At 37.2% G+C, this 22034-nt stretch carries 18 protein-coding genes; 12 read left to right on the forward strand and 6 right to left on the reverse strand.

The window, feature by feature from the left end; genetic code table 11:
• Positions 1 to 193 precede the first annotated feature (193 nt).
• Positions 194 to 1042: a prephenate dehydratase gene (gene pheA / locus DEU39_RS00735; protein WP_120230553.1), complete on the reverse strand. Its 849-nt coding sequence runs from the start codon at positions 1040 to 1042 to the stop codon at positions 194 to 196.
• Between the two features lie 310 nt (positions 1043 to 1352).
• Positions 1353 to 1763, reverse strand: a complete 411-nt coding sequence (locus tag DEU39_RS00740) for an acyl-CoA thioesterase (RefSeq protein WP_062670861.1) — start codon at positions 1761 to 1763, stop codon at positions 1353 to 1355.
• A 136-nt stretch (positions 1764 to 1899) separates the two neighbouring features.
• Here DEU39_RS00740 and dnaA point away from each other — a divergent pair, with 136 nt between their 5' ends.
• The 4 genes from dnaA (at position 1900) to DEU39_RS00760 (ending at position 6923) form a co-directional block, all read left to right on the forward strand.
• The gene (gene dnaA, locus DEU39_RS00745) at positions 1900 to 3354 is read left to right on the forward strand and encodes a chromosomal replication initiator protein DnaA (RefSeq protein WP_120230554.1); all 1455 of its coding nucleotides are present in this window, start codon (positions 1900 to 1902) and stop codon (positions 3352 to 3354) included.
• 100 nt (positions 3355 to 3454) lie between these two features.
• Positions 3455 to 3904, forward strand: a complete 450-nt coding sequence (locus tag DEU39_RS00750) for a low molecular weight protein-tyrosine-phosphatase (protein WP_120230555.1) — start codon at positions 3455 to 3457, stop codon at positions 3902 to 3904.
• A gap of 66 nt (positions 3905 to 3970) precedes the next feature.
• Positions 3971 to 4669: an SAM-dependent methyltransferase gene (locus DEU39_RS00755; protein ID WP_034695928.1), complete on the forward strand. Its 699-nt coding sequence runs from the start codon at positions 3971 to 3973 to the stop codon at positions 4667 to 4669.
• Between the two features lie 451 nt (positions 4670 to 5120).
• Positions 5121 to 6923 carry a lytic polysaccharide monooxygenase gene (locus DEU39_RS00760; protein ID WP_120230556.1) on the forward strand — a complete coding sequence of 601 codons (1803 nt, stop codon included), beginning with the start codon at positions 5121 to 5123 and terminating at the stop codon, positions 6921 to 6923.
• 141 nt (positions 6924 to 7064) lie between these two features.
• Here the strand turns inward: DEU39_RS00760 and DEU39_RS00765 are convergent, their stop codons facing one another.
• Positions 7065 to 7952 carry a DUF4349 domain-containing protein gene (locus DEU39_RS00765; protein ID WP_120230557.1) on the reverse strand — a complete coding sequence of 296 codons (888 nt, stop codon included), beginning with the start codon at positions 7950 to 7952 and terminating at the stop codon, positions 7065 to 7067.
• 181 nt (positions 7953 to 8133) lie between these two features.
• Here DEU39_RS00765 and DEU39_RS00770 point away from each other — a divergent pair, with 181 nt between their 5' ends.
• Positions 8134 to 9201 (forward strand): DUF2891 domain-containing protein, encoded by a 1068-nt coding sequence (locus DEU39_RS00770; RefSeq protein ID WP_062670853.1) that lies wholly within the window; start codon positions 8134 to 8136, stop codon positions 9199 to 9201.
• Here DEU39_RS00770 and DEU39_RS00775 read toward each other — a convergent pair.
• The gene (locus tag DEU39_RS00775; protein WP_120230558.1) at positions 9198 to 9671 is read right to left on the reverse strand and encodes a DUF962 domain-containing protein; all 474 of its coding nucleotides are present in this window, start codon (positions 9669 to 9671) and stop codon (positions 9198 to 9200) included. The genes DEU39_RS00770 and DEU39_RS00775 overlap by 4 nt on opposite strands.
• A gap of 74 nt (positions 9672 to 9745) precedes the next feature.
• Between DEU39_RS00775 and DEU39_RS00780 the strand changes: the two genes are divergently transcribed.
• The 7 genes from DEU39_RS00780 (at position 9746) to DEU39_RS00810 (ending at position 19155) form a co-directional block, all read left to right on the forward strand.
• Entirely contained in the window at positions 9746 to 10591 is an 846-nt protein-coding gene (locus tag DEU39_RS00780; protein ID WP_062670849.1) for a helix-turn-helix domain-containing protein, read from the forward strand.
• Between the two features lie 89 nt (positions 10592 to 10680).
• Positions 10681 to 11991 (forward strand): TolC family protein, encoded by a 1311-nt coding sequence (locus DEU39_RS00785; RefSeq protein WP_120230559.1) that lies wholly within the window; start codon positions 10681 to 10683, stop codon positions 11989 to 11991.
• A gap of 22 nt (positions 11992 to 12013) precedes the next feature.
• Positions 12014 to 13132, forward strand: a complete 1119-nt coding sequence (locus DEU39_RS00790; protein ID WP_120230560.1) for an HlyD family secretion protein — start codon at positions 12014 to 12016, stop codon at positions 13130 to 13132.
• 102 nt (positions 13133 to 13234) lie between these two features.
• Positions 13235 to 14827: an MFS transporter gene (locus DEU39_RS00795; protein ID WP_120230561.1), complete on the forward strand. Its 1593-nt coding sequence runs from the start codon at positions 13235 to 13237 to the stop codon at positions 14825 to 14827.
• 347 nt (positions 14828 to 15174) lie between these two features.
• The gene (locus tag DEU39_RS00800) at positions 15175 to 17385 is read left to right on the forward strand and encodes a TonB-dependent receptor (RefSeq protein WP_120230562.1); all 2211 of its coding nucleotides are present in this window, start codon (positions 15175 to 15177) and stop codon (positions 17383 to 17385) included.
• Positions 17386 to 17489: 104 nt separating this feature from the next.
• The gene (locus DEU39_RS00805) at positions 17490 to 18302 is read left to right on the forward strand and encodes a siderophore-interacting protein (RefSeq protein ID WP_120230563.1); all 813 of its coding nucleotides are present in this window, start codon (positions 17490 to 17492) and stop codon (positions 18300 to 18302) included.
• Between the two features lie 148 nt (positions 18303 to 18450).
• Entirely contained in the window at positions 18451 to 19155 is a 705-nt protein-coding gene (locus DEU39_RS00810) for a class I SAM-dependent methyltransferase (RefSeq protein ID WP_120230564.1), read from the forward strand.
• Here DEU39_RS00810 and DEU39_RS00815 read toward each other — a convergent pair.
• Positions 19128 to 19790, reverse strand: a complete 663-nt coding sequence (locus tag DEU39_RS00815; protein WP_120230565.1) for a hypothetical protein — start codon at positions 19788 to 19790, stop codon at positions 19128 to 19130. The genes DEU39_RS00810 and DEU39_RS00815 overlap by 28 nt on opposite strands.
• 64 nt (positions 19791 to 19854) lie before the next feature.
• Positions 19855 to 21891, reverse strand: a complete 2037-nt coding sequence (gene metG, locus DEU39_RS00820) for a methionine--tRNA ligase (RefSeq protein ID WP_062670831.1) — start codon at positions 21889 to 21891, stop codon at positions 19855 to 19857.
• Positions 21892 to 22034 lie beyond the last annotated feature (143 nt).

The raw sequence follows: 22034 nt of genomic DNA on the forward strand, positions 1-22034 counted from the left end.
GTTATAATGCTCTGTTTATCAGTGTTTTGATAAAAAATAATTCTCTCCATTGTGTGGGTTATTTTTTAATTAAACAGATGATGTTGTCATTATGGTAATCTATTGTAAAAGTTTTTGAGATTTTGTTTTTTTATAGTGTAAATAAAAAAAACACTGCTTAATAGCAGTGTTTTTTTACAGATTTATTTTTTTTCTAGCTTTCCAGAAGAAATTCTTTGTAATTCCCAAGAAAATCTACATTAGCATGGATTGACTCAAGCTCTTTCAATGCATTTTCATGTAAGACTTCTTCCCATGGTCCTTCAACATTGATAAAGAAGAAATAATTTCCCAGTCCTGTTTTTAATGTTCTGGATTCAATCTTACTGAGATTCATTTTTCTCCATGCAAAAACAGATAATACCTGATGCAATCCACCGGGATGATCTTCGGGAAGAGTGATCAGCATACCTGATTTTTCACCCAATGTTTCCAGTTTATCATTCTGGTATTTATTCTGCTCTTTAGAAATGATGATAAATCGCGTGTGGTTCTGTTCGAAATCCTGAATATTACGATTCACTATATTCAAACCATATAAATTGGCTGCAAACTGATTGGCTACCGCAGCAATAGGAGTCTCCGGATTCTCAGAAACAAACTTGGCAGCGGCTGCAGTTGAGGAAAAGTCCTGTTTGGGAATTTCTTTATAATGGGTATCCAGAAAGTGAAAGCTCTGTGCAAGGGCTTGCGGATGTGAATATATTCTCTCAATATTCTCAATAGAATTTTCCGGATGAATCATCAGATGATGGGCAATAGGCATTACTGCTTCTGCTTCAATTTTAATAGACGGAGTCTTATACAAATAATCCAGCGTCATCGAGACGGTTCCTTCAATAGAGTTTTCCAAAGGTACTACTGCTTTTATTACCTCTCCGTTTTCAACGGCATTAAAACAATCCAGAATACTGGCTTGTGGTACTATTTCGTCATCAGGGAAAAGCTGTGCTGTAGCAAGCTGGGTAAAACTGGCATGAGGTCCCAAAAATGCAATCTTCATAATATAATATATAAGGGATGATTATAATAAGGGTACAAAGGTGCGAATTAATTCATAAATAGGGAGGGATAGAGTTCAAAATTTAGAGTTTAACGTGTAATCTTGTTAGTTGTGAGTTACTAGTTATGGTTTGTGAGTTGCGGGTTTATTTTGTGACCGGATAATTTGAGATAGACATCTTGGCTCTATCAAAAATTCACCATTCACTTGCGAAGCAAAATTCACCATTCACATTAATCTCTTCCATTAATATTTCGTCGGGTATTTCCTAATTCCTACCACCTACTACCTGCAACCTACTATCTGGCATCTATCCTTTCCAGTTCTTTTCAATCAGATCCATCAGGAAATCCGGGCACTTGATCACTTTATTGGTTTTTGCATCCAGAAAGAATAGAGTAGTGGAGGCTTCTGTTATTTTAGTATGCTCTTCATTGTAAATTTCATACTCAAATTCAATCCTTACCCCTGGAATTTTTTTAACATAAGTATGAATTTCTAATTTTTGATCATATAAAGCAGGGCGGATATATTTAATTTTGTAGTCCGAAACCGGCAGCCAAATTCCTTGGTTTTCAATTTCATCGTATGAAATTCCTATGCTTCTGAAGAGTTCAACTCTCGCTACTTCGAAGTACGTTGCATAGTTTCCATAGTATACATATTTCATCGGATCTGTTTCTGCGTAACGTACTCGTATTGAGTGTGTTGTGTGTATCATTTTACGGGTTAAATTATACATACAAATATATTTTTAAATAATCAATACCTGCAATATTTTTTTTTGAAAAGAAAATATTGGACCTTTGTCTTCCTTCTAAACACAGTACAAACAAAGAATAATCGGGGCTTAAAAAATGGATGACAATTTAATGATGATATGGCAGAAATGCCTTCAGTTTATGCGCGATAACCTGAACGCTGCTGAAGACAATTCTGACCTTAAAAAACTTGAAAAATCTTTCGATATGCTATTCGATAAGGTTCAGCCGCTTTCGTTGGTGGCCAACAACCTTACGTTGATCGTACCAAGCGATTTTTACAAGGAATATATAGAGGACAATTACCTGTCCTTACTTTCTGCTGCCCTGAAGAAAAATATTGGAAAAGGAGTGAAATTATGGTATTCTGTAATGGAAAACAGACCAAAAGGTGAAGAAAAGCCTGTTACCATGAACATCAAGGGACAAAGCGTTCCTACTCCGAAAACACAGGAAACCATGCCACAAGGTTTTTCTGCTAATATTGTAAATCCGTTTGTAGTTCCTGGTATTAGAAAAGTAAACATAGATTCTAACCTGAAGCCTGACTATTCATTTGATAGTTATGTAGAAGGAGAAAGCAATAAATTTGCAGCCACTGTAGCCAGATCCATTGCAAAAAGACCTGGAGCAACAGCATTCAACCCTTTATTTTTATATGGAGGTTATGGAGTTGGTAAAACTCACTTAGGACAGGCGGTGGGTCTTGAAGTAAAAAATCAGTTTCCTGATAAAGTAGTTCTTTATCTTTCTTCTGAAAAATTTATCCAGCAGTTTATCTCTGCGGCTAAAGCTCATAAGCAGACTGAGTTTGCGAATTTCTATCAAATGGTAGATGTACTGATTATTGATGATATTCAGTTCTTATCCGGAAAATCAGCTACACAGGACAGTTTCTTCCATATTTTTGATCACCTTCACCAGAACGGAAAACAGATTATCCTTACTTCTGATAAAGCACCTGCTGATATTATGGATATCCAGGACAGAATTGTTTCCCGTTTTAAATGGGGACTTTCTGCAGAAATCAAATCTCCGGATCTATCGACAAGAAGACAGATTATTGAAGATAAACTAAGCAGAGACGGAATTGTTCTTCCGGGAGATATGCTTGATTTCCTTGCTGCCGAAGCAAAAACGAATGTGAGAGAGCTTATCGGGGTTATCAACTCTGTGATTGCATACTCTACCGTATATAAGAGAGATCTTAGTCTTGAGTTGCTTAAGGAAACCATCAACAGAATTGCTGCGAATCAGAAGAAGATTATTAATATCCCTTATATTCAGGAAGTGGTTTGTGATTATTTTGGAATCAAAAAAGAACAGCTGCTTTCAAAAACAAGAAAAAGAGAAATTGCATTGCCAAGACAGCTTGCCATGTACTTCTCCAAAGAATTTACCAATTCTACATTTACTAAAATTGGTGAAGAAATGGGTGGAAAAGATCACTCTACAGTAATGTATGCCTGTGATACCATCAAAGACGTTTCTAAAATAGATAAAGAAATCAAGAAATACGTAAAAGACCTTACTGAAAGAATCAAACAATAATTAAGGTTGAGCTTACATAAATTAAAATGAAGGATAGTTTTATTCTTCATTTTTTATTTAGTTTTGTCGTGACAAAAGACTCTTTTTAAATACACAGGATATGAAATTATTAATGGTTTGTCTGGGAAATATATGCAGAAGCCCATTGGCGGAAGGAATTATGAATGCAAAACTACCGGATCATTATATGGTAGATTCTGCCGGAACTATTTCAATGCATGAAGGTGAACATCCTGATAAAAGAGCTATTAAAACGGCTGCTAATCATTATATTGATATATCCAGACAAAGATCAAGACCCATCACCAGAAAAGATTTTGAAACCTTTGATAAAATTTACTGTATGGATATTGCTGTAATGGAAGATGTGGTTTCTAAAACTAAAAATGAAGAAGAACGTCAGAAAGTATCCTTGTTTTTAGAGGTGTTGGGAGATCACAAAAATGCTGAAGTGCCGGATCCTTATTGGGGCGATATGAAAGATTTTGAAAAGGTTTTCCAGCTTTTGGATAAAGGGTGTGAGGCTATCAAAAATCAATTATCAAAATAACAAGCATGAAAATGCAAAATATTTCCCACAACCTTCACTTAACGAAAGAACTAAAAAAATAATACAATGCTTTTTTTACTCCCTGCTTATTTATCAGAAAATACTTCTATCAACCACTTTTCCCCTGTTCTGAAGGATTATATCATGCAGACGGACTATTTCTTTGTGGAAAATGAGAAGACAGCTCGAAAAGTTGTTAAATTTTTCGCTCCCGAAAAAAAACAGGCTGATCTGAAGTTATTTCTATTGGATAAATACACAGAAAATGCAGATATTAAGGAGGCCCAGGAGCTCATGCTGAAAGGGCAGGACTTCGGATTACTGTCAGAAGCAGGACTGCCATGTATTGCAGATCCCGGAAATCTGATTGTGAAATGGTGTCATGAAAAAAATATCAGAGTAGTTCCTGTTTCAGGACCTTCATCCATTATTCTTGCCTTGATTTCCAGTGGTTTTAATGGGCAGGAATTCACCTTCCATGGTTATCTTCCTATTGATAAAGGAGAGAAAAAGAAACAGATCATGAATCTTGAAAGTCTTGTTCAGAAAACCGGATATTCACAGATTTTTATGGAAACTCCTTACAGAAATAACCAGCTTTTTGAAGATTTATGCAAGTTTTTATCACCCAATACAAAGCTTTGTATTGCTGCCAATATCAACGATCCGGAACATGAATTTATCAAAACAAAAACCATAAAAGACTGGCAGAAACAAAAGCCGGAACTTCATAAAATTCCTGCAGTCTTCGTACTTGGGAAATAACTCAGATTCTTTGTGAATATAATCTACTGGCTGAGAGAATGATCAATTCTTTCAGCTTTTTTATTAAATAGTTTTCAGTACTGCTTGCAAATTATATAACTGACATCATTTTATATTTCCATTTCTCTCTACCCTCTGTTATCAATCAATTCATATAAAAAAAATATTTCAATGAAGTGTGATTAATTAAGTAGTTTTTTGTATATTTATGTTTTAACATATTGTGATTATATGTTAAATATAAGATGTTATGAATTGTAATTTTATGTTTTAATATGAAATATTGACTACTTCATTTAGTTTAATTTGTTTTTTTATTAAAAATTATACAATTCAAATCATTTAATGAATTAAAGCTGTTTTCTTTTCTATTTCTTTAGTTATATCGAGAAAAAGGGTTTCAGAAAATAGTTTTACGGAAGATTAATCAATAACACCAAAATATTTAGTTATGAAGACAAGTAAATTTTTTTTTGCGCTATTGCTGATGCTGGCGATGCTGGTACCATCTTTAATTCATCTGTCTGCGCACGGATATGTACTGAGTCCTGCCTCCAGAGGATATCAAGGAAGCCTTGATAAGGCTGCACTAGGCTATTCTGCTGCATTTAGTATCTATGGATCTGTTATTAATGAACCAGGATCTCTTGAAGCCCCAAAAGGGTTTCCTGCGGCTGGTCCTGCAGATGGAAAGATCGCCTCTGCTAATGGAAGCATCGGTGGAGACACTACACTGGACATACAGACTGCCGACCGTTGGAAGAAAACCAATATTTCCACTGGTGTGAATGCCTTTATCTGGAAATACTCGGCGTACCATGCGACAGCGAAATGGCATTATTATATGACAAAGCAGGGCTGGAATCCCAATCAGCCGCTTTCCCGCCAGGATCTTGAACTTATAGGTACAGTTATGCATAATGGAACACCACCACAGGACAATGTTTCTCATCAGATTACAGTTCCTGCCAACCGTACGGGCTACCATATTATTTTAGCAGTCTGGGATGTAGCAGATACCACCAATGCATTCTATAATGTAATTGATGTGAACGTAACCTCCGGAACAGGAGTTTCTGCACCCGCTACACCTACAGGAGTAACTCAAGTAGGAGTAACCAGCTCTTCTGCTAAAATAAGCTGGAATGCACAATCAGATGCTGTGTCCTATAACATTTTCCGCAACGGACAAAATATTCAACAGGTAAGTACACCTACTTTTCAGGATACAGGCTTAACTGCTAACACAATTTATACCTATGAAATACAGGCGAAAGGCTCTTCAGGACTTACGTCAGGAAAAAGTGCGCCACTCAATATAAAAACTAATAGTGAAGGTACTCTTGAAAAGCCTACAGCACCATCAAACCTCCATTCAATGGAAGTTACTGAAAATTCAGTTTCACTCATGTGGATGGCATCTACCCATTCACAGGGCATCAAGAACTACCAGATTTTTGAAAATGGGATCAAGGTAGGAGAGACTGTACAAACAAACTTTTTACGAACAGGATTGGCCCAAGACACAGAATATCGTTACACGGTTAAATCGGTTGCCATGAACGATCAGTTATCTGATGCCAGCAATGAATTAAAAATCAGAACTAAGAAAGTTACATCCGGAAATGGTCAATCTTATTGTGGAGCAGAGCAGTATAACGCTGCCAACGCATATCCTACAGCCGGAACGAAAGTCTTTTATTCCTGTAAAATCTGGAAAAACAAATGGTATGCAAATCCGGGAGAACTACCTGGAGTCAATATGGTATGGGAAGAAATAAGTACTTGTATCGAAGGTCCTGGTTGTGAATCCAGTGGTCCGGTTACGTATTGTGGCGCACAGGAATATGATCCTTCAAAAACCTATCCAACGGCAGGAACAAAGGTTTTTCATGCCTGCAAAATCTGGGAAAACAAATGGTATGCAAATCCGGGAGAAGCACCGGGAAGTAACGCTGTCTGGAAAGTGGTAAATGACTGTAATGAAGGTCAAAGTTGCAAAACATCGTCTCTTGCTAACAAAGAGAATGATCTTTCAATTATTGTATCGGAACATATGATCAATTTTGCACCAGAAACTTATTATGGTAAAATAAGCAGGGTAGATGTCATCACGCCTCACGGACTTCAGATCATGACTTTCATGAATCCGGAACAGAATAGTATGAATATCAGCCTACTTCAGTCTGGAATCTATTTTGTAAAGATTCAGTATAAAGATGGAACCCGTATTACCAAAACCATCAGAAAGTAAATTTTCAAAAATATTTAACAGCTGTTAACAAGGCTATTGCATTGTTATTGATTTTAAACAAGTACTGGAAACAGGATAAATTGTTGATAATGCAGTAAAAATCCGGGCATCGAAGATGCCCGGATTTTTAATAAGTTAATTTTAATCCTTTTTATTCGATCTCCATTTCCTCCAAATAAAAATAATAACAGGAATAAGCAAAAAGAAAGGCCACAGAGAAATGATTCCCAGCATAAAGCTTACAAAACTGTTCCAGCCTTCCGTCAGAGAATCCATAAAGCGGCTTCCAAAACCTATTTTTGAAGTGGCGGAACTTCTCACTTTTTCTTTGTATAAATTCAAATTCAGTGTACTGTAATTCACCCGGTCATCAATAAAACGAAGTCTGCCTTCTGCTACATCGATCTCATCTTCCAGCTCACGGATATTTTCCTGGATTTCCAGCATATCTTTCGTAGTAGCAGCCTTTTTAAGCATATCACGGTATTTTTCAAGATATATCTTTTTATTGGCCAGCTTTATTGCTACATCGGTATATTCCTCTGTGACATCATTGGATGAAATATTTTTAGATAAAACAGTTCCGACGCCATTTGAAAAAGAATTGATCAGAGCATCAAAATTTTTATGAGGTACACGGATAATCAGACTAAGGTTATCATCCATATCCGTATTTTGAAACTCTTCTTTCTGGATATAAGCATTGTTTTTTCTAATGATTTCATTAACCTGGCTCTGTGTTTTTTTAATATCACCCAACTGAATCTTCATATCTCCGTTTTTGATGATTTTTTTGGAGATTGTATCTGTTTTCTTTGAGGGGTGAACATCTTTGTTGGTTCCATTTTCATCAGAAACTACCTTTTCAGAGATAGGAAGTGGTGGAGATGGAGGCGCGGCTGCAGGAGAAGGTGCTCTATCTTCAGTTAGAACTTCCATCAGGTCGGCTTTCACTTCCTGTTTTTCACCACCTGATTTGCTGCAATTGATCAGAATAAGACCTGATAACAGTAGAATAATTTTTTTCATGGGTTAATTAGTTTTTTATGGGTATGATCAAAAAGTGTGCACAAAAATGATTATGGGTAAGATTGATTAAAAAATTAAAATGAAACAAAAAATTTAATATCAAATAAGTAAATAGAAGAAATAGCTGGAAAACCAACTTGAAAAATTACGAGAACTGGTAATTTATTTCTATTTTTAATTCATGAAAAAAAGTCTTTTAGCATTTGTGTTTTCTCCATTTCTGATGTATGCCCAGGAAATTCCGAAACTTACAGACGAGATGGCGATAAAATTATCCGACAAACCTCTTCATTGTATCAATCAGGAATATCCTAATAAAACAGCGCATATCATCAATAATGCAGGCGAAGTTCCTTTAACTCCTAAAGATCTTCACCCTAGTTTTTATGGATGTTTCGACTGGCATAGCTCTGTTCACGGACATTGGATGCTGACAAGACTTTTAAAAACAAAACCTAATCTGTCCAATGCCAGAGAGATTGAAAAAATTCTGGATGAATCATTTCAGAAAGAAAAACTGCAGACAGAAGCAGATTACTTTACAAAATATCAGCTGACAGGAACTTTTGAAAGAACCTATGGCTGGGCGTGGATTTTAAAACTGGATGAAGAACTCACAACCTGGGATCATCCGAAAGCTAAAATATGGCATCAAAACCTGAAACCGTTAACAGATCAGATTCTGAAATCCTGGAAGACCTATCTTCCCAAACAAACTTATCCCAACAGAACCGGAGTTCACCCTAATACTGCATTTGCTATGGCATTTGCGATAGATTGGGCAAGGGCCAATAAAGATAAAGACTTCGAAAATCAGCTGATGGAAAAGGCTAAATACTTTTTCTTAAAAGATCAGAAAACACCTGCTTATCTGGAACCGGATGGTTCAGATTTCTTCTCGCCAAGTCTGGAAATTGCAGATCTGATGCGAAGAGTGCTTCCTCAAAAAGAATTTGTACAGTGGCTGAATGCTTTCTACGAAAAAAGAAGTCTGGAAAATGTTGAAAAAATCCCTGTAGTAAGTGATCTGAGCGATTATCAGACGGTTCACCTCGTAGGATTGTCTTTTTCTAAAGCATGGTGTATGAAAGGAATTTCAAAGGCACTTCCTACCAATCATCCCTTGAAAAAAGACTTCAGAAAGACAGCAGATGTATTTCTCAATAATGGATTACCTCTGCTTTTCCAGGGAAATTATGGTGGAGACCACTGGCTGGCCAGTTTTGCGGTTTATGCTTTGGAAGATTAATATCTGATTCCTGTCTTTTTAAGAATAAAGCCTAAAAGCCATATTGGTCCTATCAGAAGAAACTGAAGGTCTTTGAGAAAAGTAGGCTTTTTCCCTTCAATTTTATGCCCTATAAACTGGAAAATCCATGTGATAATGAATACAGAAAGATAAACTATCCATGATTGTTTTCCGACACTGATATTGGTAAGATAGATGAAATGTTCCATGACCAGCATGATCACAATCATCATAATAGCGATCAGAAAAGACAGTCGTATATAGAATAAAGTGATCAGAGTAATCACCAAAAGGCTTATAATACTTGCACATCCGAAGTAGGAAGCGCAGAAATGTGGAGAGGGAATCAGGGAGGCAAAGCCCAGAATTGTCCAGAAGATTAAAGGCACACAAATCCAGTGAATGAACTTGTTGGTCGCGTTTCTATGGCTTTTACTGTATTCTGCAAATAATAGATCAACCTTTCTCATGCTGAAGGGAAATTGGATTCCTGCTAAAATAATAAAATTTTGTAATCACTGGTAAGATTGCTTACATTTGTCTTATGTCTGCCCTTGAAAAATTTGGCGTTGATATTTTTACGGAAAGAAATATTTTCGAGAGAATCGCTGTCGGTAAACCTTTCCGTCCTGAAAATCCTGCATTTATATTTATTAAATCAGGGACTATAAAACTTCGTCAGCATTTCAGTGATCTTGAAGTTTCTGCCAATATGTTTATGGTAACCGATCCGCAGACCATTTATGAAGTGGTGGGAGTAACGGATGACTTTCAGTCGAGAATGGTTTCTTACAAAAGAGAGTTTATCTCTGCCTTATCATTGAAATTTAATCGGCTGATTACTTACCGATATTTCAGACAGCAGATGAATAAAGGAGTTCCTTTTCCTGAAGACGAAATGGAAGTCGTTTGGAAAAGCGTCAATTTCCTGAAATATATCCTGGATTCTGATACTGAAATGCTCTATAAAAAAGAAATGGTAGAGCATCTTTTCTCTGTTTTTTGTTACCAGATGGCAGGAATTATTTCCAAGGAAGATAACAGTTCTTTGAATCAGATGTCCAGACAGGAAGAAATCGTATTTGTATTTCTTACCGATCTTTCGGAACATCATCTTACAGAAAGGACAGTGGAATTTTATGCCGAACGGCAATCCATTACAACCAGACATCTTTCCTCTGTGGTCAAGACCATCACAGGTAAGTCTGCAAGCCAGATTATTGCTTTAATTGTCATCAATGAAGCGAAAGTACTCTTAAACTCTTCTAGTAAACCGGTTTCGGAGATTTCTTCTATCCTCGGATTCAGCGATCAATACTCATTTTCTCATTTTTTTAAGAAGCATCTTGAGGTAAGCCCTACACAGTACAGACATCAGTTCGAAAATTAAAATCTTACATTTGAACATCTTTTTCCAAAAATCAAACATTTGATTGATTTTGTTGTTGACCTAACTTTGCATCTGTAAAACAAGGTAAAATGACAAAGAAAATAAAAACAGCACTATCTGTATTGATAGCAGCTTTTCCTGCGCTGTTTTTTTCACAACAGATTAAGCAGATGACTGCAGGTGAGGTGGCAGAACTCGCTGTTCAGAATCACCAGCAGCTCAAAGTCTCCGCACAGAATATTGATATTGCAAAGCAGAACACCAATGTGGTTAAGCTTCAGAAACTTCCTACCATTACAGCTTCTACAAGCCAGTTCTATTTAGGAGATGCAGTAGCCATTGATAAAGATTTTTCAAATTCTACAAACGTTCCGATGCCGCATTACGGAAGTTCGTATGCTGTACAGGCAACACAGCTAATTTTCAAAGGAGGATTGGTGAATAAATCTATTGAAATGGCAGGGCTTCGTGAACAGCTTTCGGAACTGGATTTAGAGAAAAATAAACAGGATGTGAAATTTTTAGTGATTTCCAATTATCTGGATGTCTATAAAATCATCAATCAGGAAGAAGTATTTCAGAATAACAAAAAACTGGCTCTGGAACGTCTGAAAAATATCCAGAAGTTTTATCAGCAGGGAATGGTCACAAGAAACGAGGTAATTCGTGGCGAATTGGCCATCAAAAATCTGGACCAGGGAATTCTTACCCTTACGAATAATAAGAAAATCCTTAATTATAATCTGAATATTGCATTAGGCCTATCCTCTGATACGGAGATTATCCCTACGGAAAGCCTCGAAAATAAAGAATCCGGAATAGGTATGGAGTATTATACAGATCTTGCCCATGAAAGCAATCCGTTACTGAAATCGGCTCAAAAAAATATTGCTGTTGCAGATAAAAATATAGAGATTATAAAAACGGATAATGCGCCTACGCTGGCAGGGTTCGGAGGATATACGCTGCAAAGACCGATTACAGCAAAAAACCCTGTTTTGGATATGTATTCAGGAGGCTGGCAGACCGGAGTTTCTTTGAGCTATAATATAGATACTCTTTTTAAAACAAAGGAAAAAGTGAAATTAGGTGAGCTGCAAAAGAATCAGGCGAATGACGCCATGACTCTGGTACAGCAGAATGTAGATATGGCAGTGAATGCAGCCTATACTAAATATCAGGAAGCGATTCAGCAGGCAGATATTCTGAATGATTCCAAAAGACTGGCTGAAGAAAACTACAAAATTACGGAAGCTAAATATCTTAACCAACTGGCTGTGCAGGCAGAAATGATTGATGCGCAGAACCAGAAACTACAGTCAGAACTGGATTATGCAAATGCAGAAATCAATGTTCTGTATCAGTACTACAACCTTTTAAAATCTACAGGAACACTTTAATTTTTAAAACTGAAAATCAACAATGGAAAACAAGGGACAAGCTACTCAAAATACAACACCAACTCCGGCAGCATCTGCTGTAGAAAATAAAAAAAAGAAAAATAAAACGAATAAAATCAGAGCCATCATCTCCAACATCATCGTTTTTTTGGTGATCGGATTCGGATTATTCTGGTTAATTCGTGAATATTTCCATATCGGAAGCAAAACCTACACGGAAGCGGCTCAGGTAGAGGAATTTATTAACCCTATCAATACGAGAGTTTCTGCTTATATCAAAGAAATTAAGTTTATCGAACATCAGCGTGTGAAAAAAGGAGATACACTGGTAATTCTTGACGAACGTGAGATTCTTACTCAATTGGGGCAGGCAGAAGCTGCCTATCAGAATGCAATGGCTCAGAAAACGGCAACAAGTTCTTCAGTGAACACGGTTTCCAACAATATCAACGTCATGCAGTCTAATATCGCAGGTGCAAAAGCGAGATTATGGAATGCTGAACAGAATTTAAATAGATATAAAAACCTTTTGGCAGCTGAAGCCGTTACCAGACAGCAGTATGATCAGGTAAAAACAGAATATGATGCTCAAAAGGCGGCTTATGAAACTTTAGTGAATCAAAAGCAATCCGCAAACCTTTCCACTACTGAAGTGAAAAGCAGATTAGGAATTAATGATGCCGAAATTAAAAGAACAAAATCTGCTCTGGATATGGCAAGGATCAATCTTTCTTATACTGTTATTACAGCGCCTTATGATGGAGTAATGGGAAGAAGAACTATTTCTGAAGGCCAGCTCATCCAACCAGGCCAGCAGGTTGCGACAATCGTTCTAAACGGCCAGAAGTGGGTAACTGCCAACTTCCTGGAAAGCCAGATGCCGAATATCAAAGTAGGAGAAAAAATTTTCATGACAGCCGATGCTTTGGGCGGTAAAAAATTCGAAGGAGTAGTCACAGCAGTTTCTGCAGCTACCGGTTCGAGATATTCAAATGTACCTACAGACAATTCTACCGGAAACTTTATCAAAGTACAACAGAGAATCCCTGTAAGAATAGAGTTTACCGCTTCCAACAAAAAAGAAGATCTGGATAAACTGAGTGCCGGAATGAATATGAATGTGAATATTAATAAAGACTAAAAGATGGAAGATATCAGATTTCAGACATCATGCGTATGGGAAGCTAAGGTTGAATGTCGAAAGTCTGCCATCTGATATCTGAAGTCTATTCCCTAAAAAATCATGTACAACAAAGGATTATATAGCGATTGGGTACCGAAACCCGTACAGCTGCTGCTGATTGTATTACTACTTGCTGTGGTAATGCCCATCGGCGGGGTGTATACAGGAAATATCAGTTCTCTTGTAAGCGGAACGGGTGCCATGACAGAATATTTTATGTGGGCCAATTACGCCACTACCATTGGGATGGGAGCTTGCATGCCTGTTGTCCTAAGAATCAAAATGAGATTCAAAGTAAGGGACAAGATGGTGTTGCTTCTGGTACTTTTAGGGTTGCTGAGCTACGTGAACGGGACTACTTTACAGCCAATGATTTTTATTTTTACTTCTTTAATGATTGGCTTTATGAAAATGATGGTCACCATAGAGTTGTTCCTGCCATTGATGGTCATGATTGGAAATCGTGGAGTATTTTATGGAGCTTTCTATACATTCGTTCTTGTCATGAACCAGGTGGCAACCTATTATGCTGCTGAGTTTGCCCTTCTTTACAACTGGCAGCAGTTCTACCTGCTTACAGCTGTTTTATGCTTTATTTTAGCATTGATACACTGGATTTTTATGCATGACAAATATTTTGCATTAAAAGTTCCCCTGCATTATATTGACTGGCTGAGTATTTTGCTTTTCATCTCAACATTCATGTTTTCGGCTTATGTGTATTCATTTGGAAGACAGCAGGACTGGTTCAACTCCAGGAACATCATCTATGGAAGTATTGCAGCTTTTGTCAGTTTTGCACTGCTTTCTATACGTCAGCTGACTTTAAAACGCCCGTATCTTTCATTCAAAATTTTCACCAAAAATAATGTGCAGCACGGTTTGTTCATGCTTTTCTGGCTGGGAATGTTTCTGGGAACAGCTTCTATTCAGAATACGTTTGCGGTAGGAGTTTTGGGATATGATCAATTGACCAATACCAGGCTGAGTCTACTCATGATTCCAGGAATTATTTTAGCAGGAATCATAGCCATTTTCTGGTTCAAAAAAGAAAAACCTTTGAAAATGTACATTTTTTCAGGTTTTGCAGCAATGGTTGCATATGCCATTATCATGTATTTTTCTATGGTTCTGGAATTCAGTTATGACAACTGGTATCTGCCTATGTTTTTAAAGGGCTACGGAATGTGTTCATTGTTTATCTCCGTATGGTTTTATACGCTGGATAAGCTTGAAATGGATGAAATGCTGGCGGCCATCGGACTTGTATTGGTTTGGAGAACTTTTCTTGCCGTAGGAATTTTTTCAACTTTATATTCCTGGTTTCAATACCGTTTTCAGGTTACGGCAATAGGAAATCTTGCTGTTTATATGGATGGAATGACGGTGACTCCTCAGAATGTAGCAGCCAATATGAAAGCCATTCAGCTTAATGCCATTATCATCGCCACCAAGAAAATATTCGGATATATTATTTTAGTCGGATTTGGAGTACTGATTTATGTTGCGACTCATCATTTCGGAGCAAAACGATTCCAGTATTTCAGATTTGTAAGAGTTCTTGGCGGTAAATCGGTCATTGCGAGAAGAAGACTTCGCGAAAGAAAAAAATTATTAGAAGAAATAAAAGATGCTGCAGGTCCTGCAGTATAAAAGAAACCTTGTTTTTACCAGTAAAATCCTGGTCCTTAGTTGGGCTGGGATTTTACGTTTTTAAGAAGATATCAAATTTTAAACTTTTTTGAAACATTAAGATTGTAGTAAGGTATTTAGAGTATTAAGATGAGCTTCGCCTTAAGCTTAAAAAACAGAATGATTTATCTTAACTATACTTTATTCCTTAAATCCTTCTTAATGGTGTATATATATCCGGATTTAGAAAACTTTTCTGTAAAAGAGGTTTATCCTCATTAAATAAGGGAAAATTTCATGTTTGGTTATTTTTATTCTTTCTAAATAAGAATTATCTTTGTAGAATTATAAAACGTTGAGTAGAAAGAATGAAAAAGCAGTATGCATTCATAGGTCTTTTAGTTTCGGGACTAATGCTTTCCCAGACCGTAAAAGATTCTATTGCCTCTAAAGGTATTGAAGATGTGGTGATCGTAGCCTCCAGAAAACCAACAAAAATCTCTGAAGTTCCGGGAACAGTTTGGGTCGTACAGAAAGAAAAAATTCAGGAACAAGCCAAAAATGGAGTTCCGATCAAAGAAATGTTATCAATTCTGATACCTTCTATGGATATCGGTCCGCAGGGAAGAACCAATTACGGGCAGAATATGAGAGGGCGTTCAGCACTTGTTATGATTGATGGAGTCACTCTAAACAGTATCCGTTCGATCAGCCGTCAGCTGGATGCTATTGATCCTTTTAATATCGAAAGAATTGAAGTGCTTTCAGGAGCAAGTTCAATTTATGGAGGTAACGCTACCGGTGGTATTATCAATATCATTACAAAAACACCTTCCAAAAAAGGAATCAGCGGTGAAACTGAACTGGGTGTACGTACAGGATTTATGGGAAAAGATGACCATGACTTCCGTGCTGCTCAGTCTATTGCCGCAAAAGGAGATAAGTTCTTTGGAAGATTGGGAGTAGCCTATCAGCAGAATGGAGGTGTGTATGGGGCAGATCAGAAACAGCTTTTTACTGATATTACCCAGACCGATCTTCAGTATAACCAGTCTATTGATATCCTGGCTACCGGAGGATATCAGTTTAACAATAAACATAAAATAACAGCATCTGTTCAGTATTACAATTCTAAATTTAATGGAGACAGAAGTTTATTTTTAGGTGAAAATCTGAGTGCATTTACTAAAAAAAATGCTTCATTGCTGGAAATGAGAGATGGTTTCTCATCCGATAAAAATGTAGGAACGGAACGTTATATGGCAACCGTAGCGTATAACGGAAACGGAATTTTAGGTGGCCAGGATTTATATGTGCAATTGGCTACCCGAGGTGAAAAATTAGGATTCTATCCATTCCCGGGAAATGTTACCTTACAGACGGGAAAAATACCTTATATGTCTTCTTCGCAGCAGGATACTTACTATTCAGGGATTAAAGCTTTGTTGTCAAAATCATGGAGAGGCTTAAATGTTACTTACGGAGCAGACTTCGATTTTGAAAAATTTGAAGGAACACAGTCTGTTTATGATATTGCCAAAACAATGTCCGGCGGTGGTTTAGTGAATGAAACAAAATACAGCCTTGGCAGATACCCAACCAATCACTCGCAGAGTTATGCAGGATATGTTCAGGCAAAATACAATATTCTTCCCAAATTACAACTGAATGCCGGAATCCGCTATCAGCATATCAACGTAAAAATGGATGACTTTGTAGGCTCGGAGCAGCAGACACAGATTGCTATGGGGTATGGAAATTCAGCATCGGCAATTCCCGGAGGTGAAAGTTCTTATAATGTGACTTTAGCAAATGCAGGTTTATTATATAAATTCAATGAGCAGCATCAGGTTTGGGGAACATTTTCCCAGGGAGCAAGCTTAGCAGATCCTGCCAAATTTTATGGAATAGGACAGTACAAATTGGTAGGAACAAACTGGGATGTAGTATCCAGTATCAATGTGAAAGAACAACCGCTTCAGGCTATCAAAACCAATCAGTTTGAAGTAGGATACCGTGTGAACAGAGGAGGTCTAAGAGCTCAGATTGCAGGATTTTTGAGTAACTCAGACAAAACCGTTGCTGTAGATAAAAAGACGTTCCAGATTCTTGTGAATGATTTGAAATTAAGAAATATGGGAATTGAAGCTGAGGTTTCCTATTCTTTAAGCAATGGAGTGTATTTCGGTGCCAGCGGACTTTTGATTAAATCTGAAGTAGACAAAGACGGAGAATGGCAGAAGCAGGAAATTTACAATGCTTCCCCTTCCAAATTGGTGACGTATATCGGGTATAATATTAAGAACTGGTCATTCAGATTCCAGTCGTTACAGAATTTCAAGCAGAAAGACGAGCTTAATAATGTAGTGGAAGGCTATAATACATCAGATCTGATGATGGGATACCGTTTCAACTGGGGAAAATTCAACTTAGGAATCCAGAATCTGTTCAATACAGATTATCAGACAATTTGGAGCAAGCGTTCCCAAGTATTGTATTCTACTTACGGACTTCCGGAATTGTTTAATTATAAAGGAAGAGGAAGAACATTCAACCTTTCTTACACATTTGAATTTTAAAAAAATGATCGGGATTTAAAATACCATGATCTGAAAACATATTGTATTTCAAATCCGGTTTCTGAATCAATCGGAAACCGGATTTTAATTTAAAAAAATCAGTTATGGCTAAAATTTCAACAGGGCAGATCGTTGCCGAAGTCACCAGAAAAGAATACATTACTGACCATTTTATCAGAGTGTATTTGTACTCACCGGAAGTTTATTTGTTCCAAAATACCATGGTGGGAGATAATAATAAGATCGCAGTTCCTCCGGCCGGACTGAATGAGGTTCATTTTCCCACACTGGATGAAAATCATCAATGGGTGTATCCACCTAAAGAAGTGGCTCCTGCAATCAGAACTTATACCCACAGAGGAATTGATCTGGAAAAAAATGAACTGATCATCGATTTTGTAGACCACGGAGATGGTGGACCTGCTTCCAGATGGGTAAGAGAAGCTGAAGCAGGTTCAAAGCTTGGAGTGATGATGCGTCTGGAAGGAAAAGAATTGTATCCGGCAGCTGATTGGTATTTGCTGGTAGGAGATGCTACAGCTATTCCGGTGATCAGTGCTATTTTGGAAACACTTCCTGAAATGGCAAAAGGTATTTGTATCATTGAAGTTCACGGAAAAGAAGACGAACAATTGCTTGAAACCAATGCTCAGATTGATTTTAAATGGTTACACAATCCACAGCCTCAGATCAGCAGTGAAATTTCAAATGCGGTAAAAAGTATTGAAATTCCGGAATCAACAAAGTTTGGTTATGTAGCCTGTGAATTCTCAAGCGTGAAAGAAATCCGTACCTATCTGAGAAAAGAGAAAAACTGGACTTCCCAGGAATTGTACGCTTATTCTTACTGGAAAGCAGGCGTAGCAGAAAACGAATCTCAGGCTGACAGACATAAGGAGAAGGATTCGATGGAGTAGAAGGCAGGGATTTAAAGTTCAAGGTTTAAGGTTTAAAGTTGTAGTTACACCGAATCTTGTACCTGGAAACTCGTAACCGCATCTCGCAAACCCGCAACATTCAACCAAAAACTTTGAACATTGAACATTGAACTATTATCTTTGCACTATGAAAGATTTAATGGGCAGAGCGATCTGGGATTATTATCACAATGACAATCCTGAAGATCTGCAGACTGAAACGTCAATTTCTGAGCTGGATGAACTTCCGGTGGATTATTTATTCAGAGATTTTGAAGAAATGAATGATATTGAGCAGAAAGCACTGCAGTTATCCAACGGAAAAGTTCTGGATATCGGGGCGGGTGCAGGTTCTCATTCTTTATACCTTCAAAATGAAAGAAATCTTGAGGTTACCGCATTGGATATTTCACCCAAATCTGTTGAAGTTTGCAAGCTGAGAGGCATAAAAAAAGCAGTTTGTGAGAATATGCTTGATTTCTCCGGAGAAACTTTTGATACTATTTTATTGCTGATGAACGGTACCGGAGTTTTTGAAAGCCTTGCGAAAATTGATACTTATCTTCAGAAACTACATACTTTACTGAACGATGAAGGACAGGTTTTAATTGATAGTACGGATATTCTTTATATGTTCGATCGTGATAAAGATGGGGGAGTGTATATTCCGGCTGGTGGATACTACGGAGAACTGGAATATGTGGTTCATTATAAAGGGGAATCTGAAGAACCGATTACCTGGCTGTATCTTGATTTCAATACCTTGAAAAATGCTGCCACAAATAATGGTTTCAAAATAGAAAGAGTATTGAAAGATGAAGATTCTTATTTAGCGAAGCTTACTAAGAGATAACCAGAAAACCATTCAGGGTAATTGATGATAATTGCTAACATTATCAGGCAAATAATACCTGGTAAGATATAAGAAGCTGCCTTATAAGGTAGCTTTTTTGGTGTAAACAAAACCCATAATAGCAGTAAAATTAAAGCACCTACGGCAGCCATGAAAAATTCTGGACTTTTTCTATAAGTAAAAAATCCTTGTATACTTTCCTTATATATGAGTGGAACTAAAAAATTCTGAATAGGCAAAAAGACAATTCCGAAAATAAATGTTAGAATTGCTGCTCCATACTTTTTAAGCTTAACAAAATTCAGTCCTAACAATAAAGCTCCTGGAATTGTTCCCAAAAGTCCTCCAGCAAGTAAGATAAGGTCTCTCGGAAAAAGTTTAACAGCATTCGTATCTTCAGTGATATGATCTTTCCAAAGTTCACGTTCTTCTGTAAATTTTACTTCTTCAGCTTCTTGTTTACGCTGAATTAATTGCTGAACAGCTGTTTTTTCCTGCTCATTGAAAATACGCCCTCTTTCTTCCAGAATTTCAAAAGCTGCCTGAACAGCCTCCGGAACAAAGCGGTTGCCTTCTTTTAAATATCTCTCTAGTTCCTGATTGGAAAGCTTTCTTAAAACATTTTTATTGACCATAAGCTGTCTATAAAAGAAAGGCTGCTTCCGGAGAAACAGCCTGTGATCTTTATAAGGATTTTAATTATCCGATTTCAATACCGTTTTCAACATTGCTGTCGTCCGGTGTTACGAAAGATAATTTTCCGTCTGGTTTTGTTGTTAATAATAACATTCCCTGAGATTCAATTCCTCTGATTTTTCTTGGCGCAAGGTTCAGAAGAATCATTACCTGCTTCCCGATCACCTCTTCAGGCGTGAAACTTTCTGCAATCCCGGAAACAACAGTTCTTACATCTACTCCTGTATCTACAGTAAGTTTTAGTAATTTATCTGCTTTTTCTACTTTTTCAGCTTCTAAAATGGTTGCTGTTCTAAGGTCTATTTTAGTAAAGTCATCAAACGTGATCTCCTCTTTCATAGGGTTTGCGTTAGGGTTTGTTTTTTTATTGTTTTGTTTTGTGTTCTCCAGTTTTTGGATCTGAGCCTCGATGACATCGTCCTCAATTTTTGAGAAAAGAAGGGAAGATTCATTGATTTTGTGACCTGTCTCAATTAATACTGATTGGTTTTCAATAGAGTTCCAGTCTTTCTTCTCAACATTGAACATGTTCAATAGCTTTTCAGAGCTGAAAGGCATGAAAGGTTCGCATAACTGAGCCAGAGCAACAGCTATTTGAGCTCCAACGAATAAAGATTGAGCAGCTTTTTCCGGGTTGTCCTTGATGGTTTTCCAAGGCTCTTCCGTCTGAAGATACTGGTTTCCAAAACGCGCAAGGTTCATTAATGCAGTTAATGAATTTCTGAACTCATAATTTTCAAGGAATCCTGAGATTTCTTTTGCAGATTTACTTATTTCCTGCAGTTCAGGGCTGTTTACATCGCCTTGTGGAACAACACCGTCATAATATTTATGAATAAGAACTGCAACTCTGTTGATAAAGTTTCCGAAGATCCCTACCAATTCAGAATTATTCTTAGTCTGGAAATCCTTCCATGTAAAGTTATTATCCTTTGTTTCCGGAGCAGATGAAAGAAGCGCATATCTTAAAACATCCTGCTGTCCGGGGAAGTCTTCCACATATTCATGAGCCCAAACTGCCCAGTTTCTTGATGTTGAGATCTTATCGTTCTCAAGGTTCAGGAATTCAAAAGCAGGAACATTAGCCGGCATGATATAATCTCCGTGTGCTTTCATCATCGAAGGGAAAATAATACAGTGGAATACAATATTATCCTTTCCGATAAAATGTACCAGATCGCTTTCTGGACTCTGCCAGTAGTCTTTCCAGTCTTTTCCGTTTTTCTCTGCCCATTCTTTGGTGAAAGAGATATAACCGATAGGAGCATCAAACCATACATATAATACTTTTCCTTCAGCATTCGGAAGAGGAACCGGAACTCCCCAGTTCAGGTCTCTGGTCATGGCACGAGGCTTAAGACCATCATTTAACCAAGATTTAACCTGTCCGTATACGTTAGGCTTCCAATCGTCTTTATGACCTTCAATGATCCACTCATTTAAAAAGTCTTCGTATTCATTTAATGGAAGATACCAGTTTTTGGTTTCTTTAAGGATAGGAACATTTCCGCTAAGCATTGATTTCGGATTGATCAGCTCAGAAGGAGAAAGGGTAGAACCACATTTTTCACACTGGTCTCCGTAAGCGTTTTCGTTACCACAATTAGGGCAAGTTCCTACAATATAACGGTCAGCAAGGAATTCTCCTGCCTGCTCATCAAAATACTGTTCAGAAATTTCTTCAGTGAATTTTCCTTTTTCGTATAAAACTTTGAAGAAATCCTGACTGGTTTCATAATGCTTCTTAGATGTTGTTCTGGAATATTCATCAAATGAAATTCCCAGATCAGAAAAAGACTTTTTGATGATTTCGTGATATTTGTCCACGATATCCTGAGGAGTTACTCCTTCTTTTTTAGCTCTTATGGTAATAGGAATCCCGTGCTCATCTGAACCACAGATAAACGCTACATCTTTTCCTAATCTTCTCTGAAATCTTGCGTAAACATCCGCAGGAATATAAACACCTGCCAAATGTCCTATATGAACCGGCCCGTTTGCATAAGGCAAAGCTGCCGTAATCATCTTTCTGTTTGACATTTATAGTAAAGTTTTAACTGCAAAGATAAGGAATATCTGTTGAATACCGCTATTAGTGGCATTATTATGATGAAGAAAGCGATTTTGAAAGGTTGAATATGAAATTAAGTTAAACAATTGTTTAACATTTTCTTAATTTAAAA

Origin of the sequence: Chryseobacterium sp. AG363 (genome assembly GCF_003610675.1) — a bacterium.
In the GTDB taxonomy this organism is placed as follows: domain Bacteria; phylum Bacteroidota; class Bacteroidia; order Flavobacteriales; family Weeksellaceae; genus Chryseobacterium; species Chryseobacterium cucumeris.